Raw genomic sequence first — 14,106 nt, forward strand, 5'->3', positions numbered from 1 at the left:
GTTCAGGCGCAGGTCAGTGGTGACGACGGCCGGCAGCTTCAAGGATACCGTCTGCAGGCCGCCGTCGACTTCGCGCGTGACCTTGGCGGTCTCGCCGTCGATCTCGACCTTGGAGGCGAAGGTGCCCTGTGCCCAGCCGAGCAGGGCTGCGAGCATCTGGCCGGTCTGGTTGCTGTCGTCGTCGATCGCCTGCTTGCCCAGGATCACAAGGCCGGGCTGTTCGGCATCGACCACGCCCTTGAGCACCTTGGCCACGCCCAGCGGCTCGACAAGACCGTCGACCTTGACCAGGATTGCGCGGTCGGCACCCATGGCGAGTGCTGTGCGCAGCGTTTCCTGCGCCTGCTGCACGCCGATGGAGACGACGATGACTTCCTCGGCCTTGCCGGCTTCCTTCAGCCGCAATGCTTCCTCGACGGCGATCTCGTCGAACGGGTTCATCGACATCTTCACATTCGCAAGCTCAACGCCCGAACCGTCCGACTTCACCCGGATCTTCACGTTGTAATCGACAACCCGCTTAACCGGGACCAAGATTTTCATGGGTATTTTCCTTGAAACGTCTTCAGCTCTTTTTGCTGGCCTTGAATTCGTCCCAGCGCTCGGGCGTCCAGTCAAAAAGACCGACGACACCGGCACCGCCACCATTCTGAAGGTCGCGACCGCCATCAATGGTTATGCATTCGCCGCTGATGTAGCCCGCCTGATCAGACATTAGGTAGGACACGAGATTGGAGATCTCGACATGGTCGCCGACGCGGCGGAGCGGCACTTCCATCTCTTCCGGCCTCGCCTTCGAGCCTTCTGGATACAGGTTTTCCCAGGCACCCTTGGTCGGGAACAATCCGGGCGAAACTGCGACAGTGCGAATACCGTGCGGGCCCCATTCGACGGCGAGGCTTTTCATCATCGCAAGCACGCCAGCCTTGGCGCTCGCCGAGGGCACCGTGAAAGCGCGACCGGCATTGGCGGCAGCGGAAACGATGCTGAGCACCGTCCCCGGACGCTTCTCCGCGATCCAGCGCTTGCCGGCGGCGACCGTGCAGTAGAATGTGCCGTGAAGAACGATATTGAGCACCGAATCGATCGCCCGGGGCGAGAGCGTTTCCGTGCGGGCTATGAAGTTGCCGGCGGCATTGTTGATCAGGCCATCCAGCGGCCCATCCTGCCAGATCGCGTCGAACATGGCCTCGACAGAGACCGCGTCGCGCACGTCGCAGATATATGTGGTCACCTTGGCGCCGCTTGCCACGCGAAATTCTTCCGCTGTCGCCTGCAATACTTCGGCCCTTCGGCCGCATATCACGATTTCCGCGCCGAGTTTCGCCATACGCGCGCCAAAACTTTTGCCGAGGCCGGAGCCGCCGCCGGTGATTAGGATTTTTTTTCCTTTGAGAAGACCGTGTTCAAACATTGGATGCCTCGCTGGTCGATTAGGAATGCCGATCGATCGCGTCTATTAATGAGAGATGATGGTCGACGTCGCCGAACTGACGTTCGATGGCTGTCGATCGCTTGAACTGCTGTCCAACGATGTATTCGTCGGTGACTCCGATGCCGCCGGAGAGTTGTACTGCTTGCTGCCCGACGAAATGCAGCGATTTGCCGATCTGCACCTTGGCGAAAGACAAAGCGCGGCGACGTTCGCGATCGTCCGGTTCACCCGCCATCATAGCGGCATAGATCGCCATGCTGCGCGCCTGCTCGGTCGCAACATACATTTCGGCGGCGCGATGTTGCAGCGCCTGGAAACGGGCAAGTGGCCCACCGAACTGGTTGCGGGTCTTGAGATACTCGACGACCGTGTGAAGCATGACCTCCATGAGGCCGACCGCCTCGCCGCAGACGGCGGCCAACGCGTCGCTGACGGCGCGATCGAGAACGGCAAAGCCCTCGTCGATTGTTCCGACCAGCGCGCTTTCCGGGAGCGTCACTCCGGCAAGGGTCACCGCCGCGTAGCGTGACCCGTCGATGGCGCGATAGGGCTCGACGGTCACTCCGGCCTGATCTTTCGACACGGCAAAAATCGAGATGCCGCCTTGGTCGCGGATGCCGCCGCCGGTGCGCGCGGTGACGAACAGCGTATCGGCGCTGTCGCCGGCGATCACGTTGATCTTACGCCCCTCCAGCACGAAGCCGCCGGCGGTACGTCTCACCTTGGTCGAGACATGGGACAGCACGTAACGCGCGCCTTCCTCCTCATGGGCGAGAGCGAAGAGCCGGCTGCCATCCGCCCCGGCTGCGATCATGTCAGCTCGCGCGCCGAATTCGGCATGGCGGAGTATCCCGCCGCCGAGAACGACGCTGCCCAGATAGGGTTCGATCACCAGGCCGCGGCCGAACGATTCCAAGACGATCATGGTGTCCACCATGGTGCCGCCGAAACCACCGAGGTCTTCGTCAAAGCCAAGGCCCAGCAGGCCGAGTTCGGCGAATTGCCGCCAGTTGTCGCGGCTCCACCCTTCGGGCTCCGCCATGAAGCGCTGACGCGCCTCCTGCGTGTAGCGCTGGGTCATGAGCCGGTGGACGCTATCCTTCAGCATCGACTGTTCGGATGAGAGGTCAAAATCCATGTCAGAGGCCGAGGATCGCTTTGGAGATGATGTTCTTCTGAATTTCGCTGGCGCCGCCGTAGATGCTGGCTGCGCGTGCGAGGAAGTAGTTGGGGACTGCGCCGAGCACGGCCGTCAGGTCGTCGGCGGCAAAATCCCGCCAGGGCGCCTTGCCGCCATGGGTATAGGCGAGGCCCAGCGGCCCAGCGACCTCTGCGACGAGTTCGGACGTAGCCTGCTGTGTTTCCGCGCCGCGCAGCTTAAGGATGGAGGAGGCAGGGTCCGGCTGGCCGTCATTGCGCTTGCGCTGCCGGTCGATGATGCGCAGCGCTGTGATTTCCAACGCCTTCAGTTCCACCTCGATCTCGATGCAGCGGCGGCGGAAGAAGGGATCGTCTGAGAGCTTTCCCTCTTGGGTCTGCGACAGTTCAGCAAGGCGCTTCGCCCGGGTCAGGCGTCCCTTCGACAGGCCGACGCGAGCGATGCCCGTCCGCTCGTTTCCGAGTAGGAACTTGGCGTAATCCCAGCCCTTGTTCTCCTCGCCGACGCGATTTGCGATTGGCACCCGAACATTGTCGAAAAAGACCTCGTTTGTATGGTGCTCGCCATCGATAGTGATGATGGGCCGGACGGTAATGCCAGGTGTTGCCATGTCGATCAGAACGAACGAGATGCCCTCTTGCTTCTTGCCGGTCGTGTTCGTCCTAACCAGGCAGAACATCCAGTTGGCATCGTGGGCGGTAGAGGTCCAGATCTTTTGACCGTTGATGACGTAGTCGTCTCCATCCCGAATCGCGGAGGTGCGCAGCGATGCGAGGTCGGAGCCCGCCCCCGGCTCGGAAAAGCCTTGGCAGAACCAGTAGTCAAGGCTGCGAATCTTCGGCAGGAAATGCGCCTTCTGTTCCTGCGAGCCGAAGGTGTAGACGACGGGACCGACCATATTGATGTTGAATGAGAGTGGCTCAGGCGCCGGCGCCTGAAGGATTTCTTCCATGAAGATGTAGCGTTGGACGGCGCTCCAGCCCGGACCACCATACTCGACCGGCCAGTGCGAGGCGGCCCATCCCTTGTCGTTGAGGATGCGCTGCCAGGCGCGCAGATCCGCCGCCTCGTAATAGGCCGAGAGGCCGGCCTTGGCGCGGATCTCATCCGGCAGGTTCTGCCGGATGAACGCGCGCACCTCCTCCCGGAAGGAAAGCTCGGCGGGAGTGTAGGAAAGATCCATCTTGATCGTCGCTCCAACGAATGGCCTGGACAGCCCTTACCCCTGGCGAAGAGTGCTGGCAAACGGTGCCGCATTGGTGCTTCGGCAAGCAACACATATGCGCTTTTGGCCCGTATATAGGCGGGTGGACGCCTCGGTTTACGCTAAGAACGGCTTAAGGGCTTCCGCCCGCATCCTTAAAAATTCGGAGACTGACAGCATGATCGACGAACGCTATTCACGCTACAAGCGGCTGACCTTCGATATGCCGGCCGACCGCGTGCTGCGCATCCGCATGAACAATCCAGGCAAGCTCAATGCGGCCGACCAGACCATGCATGGCGAACTGGGTGAGATCTGGCGCGACATCGATGCCGATTCCGGCGTTTCGGCAGTAATCCTGACCGGCGCAGGGGATGCCTTCTCGGCCGGCGGCGAAATGAGCATGATCGACGGGATCATGAACGACTTCCAAGTTCGCGCCCAGAACTGGAAGGAAGCCCGCGACATCGTCTACAACATCATCAACTGCTCCAAGCCGATCGTCAGCGCGATCCGCGGTCCAGCCGTCGGCGCGGGTCTGGTCTGCGGCATGCTCGCCGACATATCGATCGCGGCGAAGACGGCCAAGATCATCGACGGTCACACGAAGCTGGGCGTCGCCGCCGGCGACCATGCCGCGATTGTCTGGCCGCTGCTGTGCGGGCTCGCCAAGGCAAAGTACTATCTTCTGCTCTGCGACCCGCTGTCCGGCGAGGAGGCCGAGCGCATAGGGCTCGTCTCGCTCGCCGTCGATGACGAAGTGTTGGACGAGACCGCGGTGAAAACCGCCACGAAGCTTGCCAACATGGCGCCGAGCGCTATCCGCTGGACCAAATATTCGCTCAACAACTGGCTTCGCCAAGCGGGGCCGATCTTCGATGCATCGCTGGCACTGGAATTCCTCGGTTTTACTGGACCCGAGGTACGCGAGGGCGTTGCCGCTTTCACCGAAAAGCGCAAGCCGCAGTTCCCGACACACTCGCCACTCTAAATTGACGGCGGTTTGATATTGGCGGGCGTGGCGGCAAATGGCGCAGCGCCCGCTTCAGGTTTAACGGTTTTTCCCGAAGGCGAGGGCGGATTATTCCGCAACGGGTCGTTGTAGCCGAGCGCACGCGATGCTTTGGCCGCGGCCTCGATGACAAGTCGCGACAGCTTGTCCCTCTCGACCTTGGCACGCATTTCGGGCGCGCCGATGATCATGGTAGCGAAAATGGTGCCGTCCTGGTCGAAGATCGGTGCGGCAAAGCCTGCTGCGCCGACAACCGCCTGCCCCATGCTGACGGACAGTCCCGTCAGGCGGATTTCAGAGAGGATGTCCCTCAAAGTGTCCGCGTCCGTGATGGTGGCATCGGTAAGCGGCTTTAGTTCCGCATTGGCCAGGTAGCTTTCGCGCCAGCTCTCGTCCTGAAACGCAAGCATGACCCTGCCGCCGGCCGAGGCGTGTAAAGATCGGAGCTCTCCGGCCGGCACCACGTAGCGGATGGCCTGAACGCTCTCGATAACATCCTGATACAGGATCATGCCGGCCGCGCGCTCAAGCGTGGCAATGATCACCGTTTCTCCTGATGCGGCCATCAACTGCTCCATGATCGGGCGCATAAGATTGGAGAACTTCCGGCTGGCGATGATTGTGGCTGCAAGACCGTAGATCTCGGGCCCAAGGCCGTAGCGGCCGTCCTTGTGTGTCAGGTATCCCTGCGCGACGAGCGGCCTCAGCAGGGTCAGAAGGCTGCTTTTCGGAGCGCCTAGAGAAATGCTCAGCCGTGCCAGTGTCATGCCTTCCGCCTCGAGCGCGATGACGCCGAAGACGCCGAGCAGCCGGTTCATCCAGCGGGGAGAGGGGGTGTCATTCGCCGCTTCAACAGTCTTGCGCAAAGAAATCGCGTCCATGTTAATCATCGCAACCCCCGACTGCATTGTTGATGTCCCGCGGCGGCTCACGCACAAACAGTTGATAATGTAACATGGTGACGCGGGGAATAGACAATGAGTGACGCTATTCAATTGATCAATGTTTCCAGGGAGGGCCGCACAGGGGTGATCGAATTGGCCCGCCCCTCAGTTTTCAATTGCCTTTCCATGGAAGTCCATGCCGCCATTCTCGCGGCCTTAAAAGGATTCGAAGCGGACACTTCCATCAGCGCGCTGCTCATATGCGCAGAGGGGAAGAATTTCTGCACCGGCGCCGAACTCGGCGAGGTCAAGGAGAAGCGGAGGAGTGAGGCGGAGATCGATGCGTTCCTGCGTAGGGGGCATGAAACGCTTCAGGCGCTGGAGGAGAGTCGCCTGCCGGTGGTTTGCGCCGTGCAGGGGCTATGCCTGGCCGGCGGTATGGAACTGCTGCTTGCCTGTGACGTGGCCTTCGCGGCACAGACTGCGAAATTCGGCGACCAGCATGCCCAGTTCGGCCTCGTCCCCGGCTGGGGCGCGTCTCAAAGGCTACCGCGGCTGATCGGCCTTCGCCGCGCCATGGACCTGTTCATGAGCGTCCGCTGGATCGAGGCGGAAAAGGCGGAGCAGTGGGGGCTGGTCAACTATGTCCTCCCGGAAGGCGACCTGCGCTCGGAGGCTCTTGCCTATTGTGCCAAGCTTGCGACGCGCAATTCGGTAGGCTTGGCCATGATGAAGCGGCTGGCGATCGAAGGTCTCGACATGCCGTTGGCCGACGCGCTGGAATTCGAAATCCGCAATGTCAACGCTCCGTTGCGATCCGATGCCGTCACGGAAGGCCTCGCCGCGTTCGAAGAAAAGCGTCAGCCGAATTTCGGCTGACGCTTTTCGGCGTCATGAGACGTCAGATCACGCCGCGCGATTTCAACTCGTCCTGCTGCGCAGCGTCGAAGCCAAAGCGCTCGAGGATCTCCGCGGTGTGCTCGCCAAGAAGTGGCGGTGCGCGATAGTCGGTGATAGGCGTTTCGGAAAATTTGAGGGGATTGCCGACGAGGTCAACGGAATCGTTGTGCGGATGGCGGACGGTCACCTTCATCCCGCGCTCTTTGATCTGAGGATCGTCGAAGACCTGCTCAAAATTATAGATTGGGCCCGAGGGTACGCCCGCGGCCTCAAGAGCCGGCAGCCATTCTTCCGGCATTTTCTGCAGGAAGACCTCCTGCAGTTCGGCCGATAGCGCGTCGCGATTGCTGATGCGCGTCCGTCCATCCTTGAAGCGGGGATCGGTCGCCATTTCAGGATGGCCGATCGCCTCGCAAAGGCGGCGATACTGGCTGTCATTGCCTGCCGTCAGCATCAGGCCGCCTTCGCGGCATAAGAACATTTGCGACGGCACGCCGCCGTTACCTTGGGTCCCGCGACGCCCCGGGGGCGTTCCGGAAGACAGGTAGATCTGCACATAGTGGGAGAGAGCGGCGACGGCGGAGTCGAACAGAGACAGATCGACCTGCTGGCCGATGCCGCCGTTCTGGTCACGGTGGTAGAGAGCCGACACGATGCCGATCACTGCGTTCAGTCCAGTAATAATATCGACGATCGACGGGCCGACCTTCATGGGTCCGCCGCCCGGCACGCTGTCTGGATATCCGGTGACACTCATCAGGCCGCTCATGCCTTGAAAAACCGCATCATAGCCGGGACGCTTGCGATAGGGGCCGGTTTGGCCAAAGCCGGTAATCGAGCAATAGATCAGCTTTGGATTCAACTTGTGGAGCGTTTCGTAGTCGAGCCCGTAGCGGGCGAGGTCGCCGAACTTGAAATTCTCGATCAGCACATCGCTTTCCATGACGATCTTGCGGATGATTTCCTGACCTTCAGGCTTCGCCATGTCTACTGTAATAGACATCTTGCCGCGGTTGCAGGACAGGTGGAAGAAATTCTCGCTGGTCGGATTGCCATCCGCGTCCTTGACGTAGGGCGCACCGTAGTGGCGGGAATCGTCACCGCTTCCCGGCCGCTCCACCTTAATAACTTCCGCGCCAAGGTCGGCGAGATATTGTGCGGCCCAAGGACCGGCGAGAATGCGCGACAGGTCGAGCACCCGGATGTTCGAGAGCGGAATATTGGCCATGGGAACTCCAGTCAGGTAGACGGCAGGTTCAGGACGTTACCGGCGACGATGTTTCGCTGGACCTCGTTCGTGCCGCCATAGATAGTTGAAGGACGCGCGTTATAGAATGTGGAAAGCGTATCGAACGAGCCGCCCTCAAAGTCCGAGGGGCCATCGATCATGCCGGCGCCTGCTGACACTTCCACAATCAGATCGCCGATACGGGAAAACGTCTCAGTCCCCCAGATCTTCAGGATCGAGACGTCGGGGCCGAGCTTTTCGCCATCGCTCACCTGCGCGGTGAAGCGGCGGTAAAGGCCGTTGAGATCGTCGACATCGAGTTGAAGAGCCGTGAACTTGTCACGAAACACTGGATCGCGGACGCGACCGCTCAGGACTGCAAGGGTGGAAAGGCGGGAAAGGGCACTCTGAGCAAGTTTCGGGCTGCCCAGGAACAGGCGCTCGAAACTGAGCAAGGCTTTCGCGACGCCCCAGCCCTTGTTGATCTCGCCGACTATGTTTTCCTTCGGCACGCGGACATCGTCGAAAAAGACTTCGCAGAACTCCTCGTGGCCCGAGAGGGTGCGCATAGGGCGAACCGTGATACCCGGCGTAGTCATGTCAACCAACAGGAAACTGATGCCTTCCTGTTTGCGAGCCATCTTGTCGGTGCGTACCAGCATGAACATGTGCGTTCCATCCTGGGCTAGCGTCGACCAGGTTTTCTGGCCGTTGACCACGAAATGATCGCCATCGAGCACAGCCTCCGTACGCAGGCTAGCAAGGTCAGACCCCGCGTTAGGCTCGGAATAGCCCTGGCACCAGATCTCCTCGCCTGTCAAAATCTTCGGTAAGTAACGCAGTCGTTGTTCATCAGTGCCCTGCTGGATCAGCAGCGGACCGACCATGATAATACCGTGGTCGGGGACCCGGGCGACGCCATAGGCCTCCTGCTCCTCGATGAAGACGACGAGCTTGCCTGGCTCTAGGCCCATGCCGCCGTATCTTGTCGGCCATGACGGCGCCACCCAACCGTGCTGCGAGAGCGTGTCGTACCAGCCACGCATGTCGGACAATCGTCGCCGGCTTGGTGAATAGCGAAGGTGTTCGGGATAATGTGTGGTGAAGAAGGTTCGCACAACCTTGCGGAAGTCGTCGTCGGAAAGGGCGTTCCAGTCCTGTGCGGGAGCGCTCATGCGGCTTCTCCCAAAGTCAGCCGGGCAAATCGCGCGCGGTGCTCGGCGGCATTGCCGAGCCAGGCCGAAAGGGTCAGTGCGCGCTTGAGGTAGAGCCCGATGTCATGCTCGTCCGTATAGCCGATGCCGCCATGCATCTGGATCGCCTCCTTTGTGACGATGAGGGCTGCGGAAGACAGCCGGGCCTTGGCGCGGCTGGCCGCGATTGCCCGGGTTCTCGAATCGGTCGCCATCTCGAAGTCCGCGACAGCGCGGCTGATAGCGACGGCCGAAAGCTCCTGCTGTATAAAGAGATCGGTCGCCCGATGCTGTAGCGCCTGGAAAGAGCCGATGGTGCGATTGAACTGCTTGCGGGTCCGCAGGTAGTCCATTGTCATGTCGATCGCGCCGCGGATTAGGCCGAGAAGTTCCGCGCACACGGCAATCGTCGCCAACTGCTGCGCTTCGTCGAGAAGGGCAGCGCCGTCCACCGACAGGACGTCGTCGTCTGTGACGGCTACGTTTTCAAAATGAACGGTCGCTGCCTCGCCGCCGTCAGCCGCACGCCGTGTTTCAACCTTGACACCCTCAGCGTTAGCAGCGACCCAGACGAGCGTGGTCACTCCAGCGCCGCTGGCCGCAACGATGAAGCCGTCCACCTCATCGCCCGGCGTGACCAGGATCTTCCGCCCAGAGAGGTTTTGCCCGCCATTCTCTTTAGATAGCTTCGTGGACGTGTGGTCGCCCGCGAGATCGTAGCTTTCCTGCCAGGCGACGGCGGGAATCAACACGCCTTCCGCCAAGCTCTCCAGCAGCGACGCGCTTTTTGGCGTGCCAGAGCCTGCCAGAACGACACCGGCCAGCACCGCCGAAGCGATGAAGGGCTCTCGCAGGAGCGGTTTTCCAAGCTGTTCCAGCGCGGGCACAAGATCGCCTATCTTTAGCCCCAGGCCGCCGGCGTCCTCTGGAATCAGCAGAGACATCAGCCCGAGTTCGGCAAGCCCCTGCCAGCGCGTGTGGCTGATTGAGCCAGATCGCAAGGCTGACGGCAGAAGCTCGCGCTTGGCGAAGGCAGCCGCCGATTCCGTAATGAGCTGCTGCTGCTGCCGCCGCTCCGAAAGATCGCTGGTCTTTGTCACGCCTTCACCAAAACCTTTTCTGCCGAACCTTCACCAGTCATCGCATCGATCTCATCGGCATCGAACCCACAGCCCTCGAGCACCTCATGTGTGTGTTCGCCAAGCCGCGGCGCAAGCCGCCTGATCGAGCCGGGGGAGTCGGAAAAATCGACGGGGATTGCCGTCGTCATGAAACGGCCTTCGGTGGGATGTGTCGTGCGTTGGAAGAAATTAGTCTCCTGGAGATAAGGATCTTTGAGGAGGTCTTCGAAATCCTGCACTGGCCCGTTAGGGATGTCAGCCTGATCGAGGCGCTGACGCCATTCGGCGGTCGTCTCCATCACCATGCGCTCGGACAGGATCGAGTAGAGCGCGTCGATATTCTCCGAACGGGCACTGACCTTGGCAAAACGGGTGTCCATCGCCATATCGGGGCGACCGATCACCGAGAACAACCGCCGCCACTGTTCATTGGTGATGGCAAGCAGGCAGATATAGCCGTCCTGCGTACGGTAGGGTCGCCGGTGCGGCGTGAACATCCGGCTGTAGCCGAGCCCTTCCGCTGGATCGTCCAGTACGCCGCCCCAGAGATGTTCGAGCATGTTGAAATTCACCATGCTTTCAAGCATCGGAACATGCACTTCCTGTCCTCGGCCCGTGCGTTCGCGCCAGAGAAGCGCCATGGTGATCGCGGAGGACAGGACATAGCCGCAGTGCTTGTCAGCGATCACGGTCGGAAAATAGCGCGGTTCGCCGTGACCCTTGCCGTTCATCCAGGCAACGCCGCTCATGCCTTGGATGACGTCGTCGAAGGCTGGCCAGTTGCGCCGCGAACTGTTCAGCCGGTAGCCGCTGGCCGAGGCATAGACAATCTTAGGATTGATCGCTTCTATATCCTTATAGCCGATGCCAAGCCGCTCGGCCGCCCCCGGGCGCATGCTGTGGACGAATACGTCGGCCGTCTCCACCAGCTTGACCAGCCCCCGCTTTGCTTCCGGCTTCTTTAGGTCGAGCACGACGCTGCGCTTATTCCTGTTCAGGTTGAGGAAAAACACGCCCATCGCATCACTGCGCGACGGTCCGACATTTCGGTTGTGATCCCCTTCGGGCGCTTCGACCTTGATGACATCAGCGCCCATGTCTCCAAGGATTTGAGTTGCCACCGGTCCGAGCACGTTCACCGTGAGGTCAACGATGCGAAACCCCGAAAGCGGGCCGGCATTTCCGGACTGGATGGCGGGCTCGGTCACTGGGCGTTCTTTCCGTCGGTTTTGGCCTTCACCATACGTAGCGGCGTGTAGATCATCACCGTCTCACCTTTCTGGTTCACCACCTTATTGCGGGTGCGCACGATGCCACGATTGGGGCGGCTTCCAGAGCGGCGCGATTCCGTGACCTCCACCTCGACGTGAATGGTGTCACCGGCAACCGTCGGTCCCTTGATCTCAAGTTCCATGCCGAGGAACGCGAAACCGGTATGCTGCATGCTCGCCTGGACAAGAAGGCCTTCGGAAAAAGTGAAGACTAGAGCCCCCGGAGACACGCGGCCCTGGATATCCGATTCCTTCTCTTGGAATTCATGGTTGGTGAACAGCACTTCGGTCATGCCGGTGCAGGTTGTGAAATTGATGATGTCGGTTTCGGTGATCGTGCGGCCGATGGTCTTGAAAGAGCGGCCAACCGGCAGATCTTCGTAAAACAGGCCAAGTCCCAGAACGTCCATGATGATGTCTCCGATGCCGATTTCAGTCGAGCAAATTGCGTGAAATGATGTTCCGCTGAATTTGGTTGGTGCCTTCGATAATCTGCAGCACCTTCGCGTCGCGGAAGTAGCGGTTGATGGGATATTCGTTGGAAACACCGGCGGCGCCGAACAGCTGAACGGCATCGGTGGCGACCGACATGGCGGTGTCCGTCGCGTGGCACTTGGCGATGGCCGCCAGTTGTGCCAGCTCCTTGCCCTTGATGCCGGCATCGACAGCTGCTGCAGCTTGATAGACCAGCTTGCGCGAGGCTTCGATCTGGATCGCCATGTCGGCGATCATCCAGCGTACGCCCTGAAAGTTGGAGATCGTCTGGCCGAAGGCGCGCCGGGTCTTAATAAAATCGATGGCATGATCCATCGCGCCCTGCGCCAGGCCGACGCCGCGGGCGCCGATGATCGGTCGCGAGTCGTTCAGCGCGGCCATGGCGACCCGGAAACCGGTCTGCTCATCGCCAAGCATATTTTCGGCAGGCACATAGGCGTCATCGAAGAACAGCGCATGAGAGGGGATGCCCCGCGCGCCTATCTTGTCCTCTTTGCGCCCGACTTCGAAGCCGGGCGTGCCCTTTTCGACGATGAAGAGATTGATCTTGCCGCGTTCTTCATCTTCCCCGGTCTTGGCTGCGACCAGCACGAAATCCGCCATGCCCGCATTGGTGCACCAGATTTTCGAGCCATTGATGCGAAAGCCGTTACCGTCGCGCCTGGCGCGGGTCTTGATGCCGGCGACGTCGGAACCGCTTTGCGACTCGGTCAGCGAAAGCGCACCGCGCAGGTCGCCTGAAGCAAGGCCCGGAAGATATTTCTGTTTCTGCTCAGGGTTACCGCCTGACAGGATAGCCCCAATCGGCACCCATTGCACGACGAGCAGGTAGGCTGTGTTGTAGCAAATGCGACCGAGTTCCTCAACGGCGACGCAGGCCGACAGCATGCTGCCAGTTCCCCCATACTCCGCGGGAAAGGGCAGCGTGAACAGGCCGAGTTCCTTGATCAGCGCGTACATGTCATGCGGATATTCGGCAGTCAGGTCGATGTCCTGTGCCCGTGGGGCGACCTTTTCGCGCGCAACGCGACGGACCAAGTCCTGAATTTGCAACTGATCGTCATTCAGCTCGAGCGCCAACTTCTAACTCCGCATGCCATTGGGACAGCAACCGTATCCGCCCTTCATGGTTCGGTCGTATTTCCGAATGGCCGAAGGGGTCAATTGCTAGGCCCCGCTAGATGCCGGTTGCGGGCAACCTCAACATGCATATGTTGAAACGGCGCGTCTGCCGTCTTTCCGGAAAGTTTCCGCTCTCCGTTAATGCCAGCCGGAAGGCGGAAAAGTAAAAGGCGCGCAACCGTGTCATCGGTTGCGCGCCTTTTATGCAACGTCCTTCCAAGGCCTCAGCCGATCTCGGCGCGTCCGTTCGAAATGGCGATGACATCGCGCTCTACAGCACGTGTGCGGAAGCTTGCAATGTTTCCATCCATCCAGATCTCCGTCCGGAATGTTTCTCCGGGATAGACCGGCGCGGTGAAACGGCAGTCCAAAGATTTCAGACGGTTGGGGTCATAGCCGCAGACAGTTTTCAGGATGGCATGGCCGGAAACGCCGTATGTTCCCAATCCATGCAGTATCGGTCGCGGAAAACCGGCTTTTGCAGCAATTTCCGGATCAGCGTGTAGCGGGTTCATGTCAGCGCTCAGGCGGTAGATTAGCGCCGCCTGCGGTAAGGTCTGGAGATCGCAGACGAGGTCTGGCTCACGTTCTGGAAGCTCATGGGGCTTCGGCGTCGGGCCAGTAGGCCCACCGAAACCGCCGTCGCCACGGCAGAACGTTGTCTGAGTGACCGTAGCCAAAAGATCGCCGCTTGCCTTGTCGACGATCTTGCGCTCGGAATACACAAGCGCACCGCGACCTTCGCCCTTGTCGACAACGCCGGTGATCCGGGAAATGCCAAGCACGGTGCCTGTAGGGGGTAGAGATTTGTGCAAGGTCAGGCCTTGTTCGCCATGGACAAGCTTGACGTAATCGATCCCGGTATCCAGATCACGGGTCCAGAGGCCTGGATGGGCCAGAACGACGGCCTGGGTCGGCAGTGCCCTCAGGTTCTTCTCGTAGACGAACTCCAGCTGGGCACCGTCCACTGGGTCCTGCCCTAGGCCGACGCCCAGAGCATAGAGCATAGTGTCTTTTTGCGTATAGGTCTGCTCGACGGTCGGGATGTCGAGGTTCATCAATTTTTCGTATACGATGGCCAT

Annotated in this window: 14 protein-coding genes; 2 read left to right on the forward strand and 12 right to left on the reverse strand. The window is 60.4% G+C overall.

The window, feature by feature from the left end; genetic code table 11:
* The 4 genes from ICI42_RS18855 to ICI42_RS18870 form a co-directional block, all read right to left on the reverse strand.
* The coding region (locus tag ICI42_RS18855; RefSeq protein ID WP_188166162.1) for an electron transfer flavoprotein subunit beta/FixA family protein at positions 1-543 on the reverse strand (543 nt) is incomplete at its 3' end.
* Positions 544-565: 22 nt separating this feature from the next.
* Entirely contained in the window at positions 566-1,414 is an 849-nt protein-coding gene (locus ICI42_RS18860; RefSeq protein ID WP_188166163.1) for an SDR family oxidoreductase, read from the reverse strand.
* Positions 1,415-1,433: 19 nt separating this feature from the next.
* Positions 1,434-2,573, reverse strand: a complete 1,140-nt coding sequence (locus ICI42_RS18865; protein WP_188166164.1) for an acyl-CoA dehydrogenase family protein — start codon at positions 2,571-2,573, stop codon at positions 1,434-1,436.
* A gap of 1 nt (position 2,574) precedes the next feature.
* On the reverse strand, positions 2,575-3,777 hold the full coding sequence (locus ICI42_RS18870; protein WP_188166165.1) for an acyl-CoA dehydrogenase family protein: 1,203 nt from the start codon (positions 3,775-3,777) through the stop codon (positions 2,575-2,577).
* Positions 3,778-3,976: 199 nt separating this feature from the next.
* Here ICI42_RS18870 and ICI42_RS18875 point away from each other — a divergent pair, with 199 nt between their 5' ends.
* Complete coding sequence (locus tag ICI42_RS18875) at positions 3,977-4,789, forward strand: enoyl-CoA hydratase/isomerase family protein (protein WP_188166166.1); 813 nt, start codon at positions 3,977-3,979, stop codon at positions 4,787-4,789.
* On the opposite strand, the gene ICI42_RS18880 is transcribed toward ICI42_RS18875, so the two are convergent.
* Positions 4,786-5,805 carry an IclR family transcriptional regulator gene (locus ICI42_RS18880; RefSeq protein ID WP_188166167.1) on the reverse strand — a complete coding sequence of 340 codons (1,020 nt, stop codon included), beginning with the start codon at positions 5,803-5,805 and terminating at the stop codon, positions 4,786-4,788. The two genes, ICI42_RS18875 and ICI42_RS18880, sit on opposite strands and share 4 nt — an antisense overlap.
* Between ICI42_RS18880 and ICI42_RS18885 the strand changes: the two genes are divergently transcribed.
* On the forward strand, positions 5,788-6,573 hold the full coding sequence (locus tag ICI42_RS18885) for an enoyl-CoA hydratase/isomerase family protein (RefSeq protein ID WP_188166168.1): 786 nt from the start codon (positions 5,788-5,790) through the stop codon (positions 6,571-6,573). The two genes, ICI42_RS18880 and ICI42_RS18885, sit on opposite strands and share 18 nt — an antisense overlap.
* 22 nt (positions 6,574-6,595) lie before the next feature.
* Here ICI42_RS18885 and ICI42_RS18890 read toward each other — a convergent pair whose 3' ends face one another.
* The 7 genes from ICI42_RS18890 to ICI42_RS18920 all read right to left on the reverse strand — a co-directional run bounded on the left by ICI42_RS18890 (position 6,596) and on the right by ICI42_RS18920 (position 14,106).
* A complete protein-coding gene (locus ICI42_RS18890; RefSeq protein WP_188166169.1) occupies positions 6,596-7,822 on the reverse strand; it encodes a CaiB/BaiF CoA transferase family protein in 1,227 nt (408 codons plus the stop codon).
* 11 nt (positions 7,823-7,833) lie between these two features.
* A complete protein-coding gene (locus tag ICI42_RS18895; protein ID WP_188166170.1) occupies positions 7,834-8,997 on the reverse strand; it encodes an acyl-CoA dehydrogenase family protein in 1,164 nt (387 codons plus the stop codon).
* Positions 8,994-10,115 carry an acyl-CoA dehydrogenase family protein gene (locus ICI42_RS18900; RefSeq protein WP_188166171.1) on the reverse strand — a complete coding sequence of 374 codons (1,122 nt, stop codon included), beginning with the start codon at positions 10,113-10,115 and terminating at the stop codon, positions 8,994-8,996. Before ICI42_RS18900 ends, ICI42_RS18895 begins: the two co-directional genes overlap by 4 nt.
* Positions 10,112-11,344, reverse strand: a complete 1,233-nt coding sequence (locus ICI42_RS18905) for a CaiB/BaiF CoA transferase family protein (RefSeq protein ID WP_188166172.1) — start codon at positions 11,342-11,344, stop codon at positions 10,112-10,114. Before ICI42_RS18905 ends, ICI42_RS18900 begins: the two co-directional genes overlap by 4 nt.
* Positions 11,341-11,817: a MaoC family dehydratase gene (locus ICI42_RS18910; RefSeq protein ID WP_188166173.1), complete on the reverse strand. Its 477-nt coding sequence runs from the start codon at positions 11,815-11,817 to the stop codon at positions 11,341-11,343. Before ICI42_RS18910 ends, ICI42_RS18905 begins: the two co-directional genes overlap by 4 nt.
* A gap of 22 nt (positions 11,818-11,839) precedes the next feature.
* Positions 11,840-12,982, reverse strand: a complete 1,143-nt coding sequence (locus tag ICI42_RS18915) for an acyl-CoA dehydrogenase family protein (RefSeq protein ID WP_188166174.1) — start codon at positions 12,980-12,982, stop codon at positions 11,840-11,842.
* Between the two features lie 266 nt (positions 12,983-13,248).
* Positions 13,249-14,106, reverse strand: a complete 858-nt coding sequence (locus ICI42_RS18920) for a MaoC family dehydratase (RefSeq protein WP_188166175.1) — start codon at positions 14,104-14,106, stop codon at positions 13,249-13,251.

The organism is Oryzicola mucosus (assembly GCF_014534685.1).
GTDB lineage: Bacteria > Pseudomonadota > Alphaproteobacteria > Rhizobiales > Rhizobiaceae > Oryzicola > Oryzicola mucosus.

What these genes read in the sequence shown, in the direction of transcription:
- ICI42_RS18860 (WP_188166163.1), bottom strand. Translation starts at nt 1,414, where the DNA reads ATGTTTGAACACGGTCTTCTCAAAGGAAAAAAAATCCTAATCACCGGC.
- ICI42_RS18865 (WP_188166164.1), bottom strand. Translation starts at nt 2,573, where the DNA reads ATGGATTTTGACCTCTCATCCGAACAGTCGATGCTGAAGGATAGCGTC.
- ICI42_RS18870 (WP_188166165.1), bottom strand. Translation starts at nt 3,777, where the DNA reads ATGGATCTTTCCTACACTCCCGCCGAGCTTTCCTTCCGGGAGGAGGTG.
- ICI42_RS18875 (WP_188166166.1), top strand. Translation starts at nt 3,977, where the DNA reads ATGATCGACGAACGCTATTCACGCTACAAGCGGCTGACCTTCGATATG.
- ICI42_RS18885 (WP_188166168.1), top strand. Translation starts at nt 5,788, where the DNA reads ATGAGTGACGCTATTCAATTGATCAATGTTTCCAGGGAGGGCCGCACA.
- ICI42_RS18890 (WP_188166169.1), bottom strand. Translation starts at nt 7,822, where the DNA reads ATGGCCAATATTCCGCTCTCGAACATCCGGGTGCTCGACCTGTCGCGC.
- ICI42_RS18895 (WP_188166170.1), bottom strand. Translation starts at nt 8,997, where the DNA reads ATGAGCGCTCCCGCACAGGACTGGAACGCCCTTTCCGACGACGACTTC.
- ICI42_RS18910 (WP_188166173.1), bottom strand. Translation starts at nt 11,817, where the DNA reads ATGGACGTTCTGGGACTTGGCCTGTTTTACGAAGATCTGCCGGTTGGC.
- ICI42_RS18920 (WP_188166175.1), bottom strand. Translation starts at nt 14,106, where the DNA reads ATGGCCATCGTATACGAAAAATTGATGAACCTCGACATCCCGACCGTC.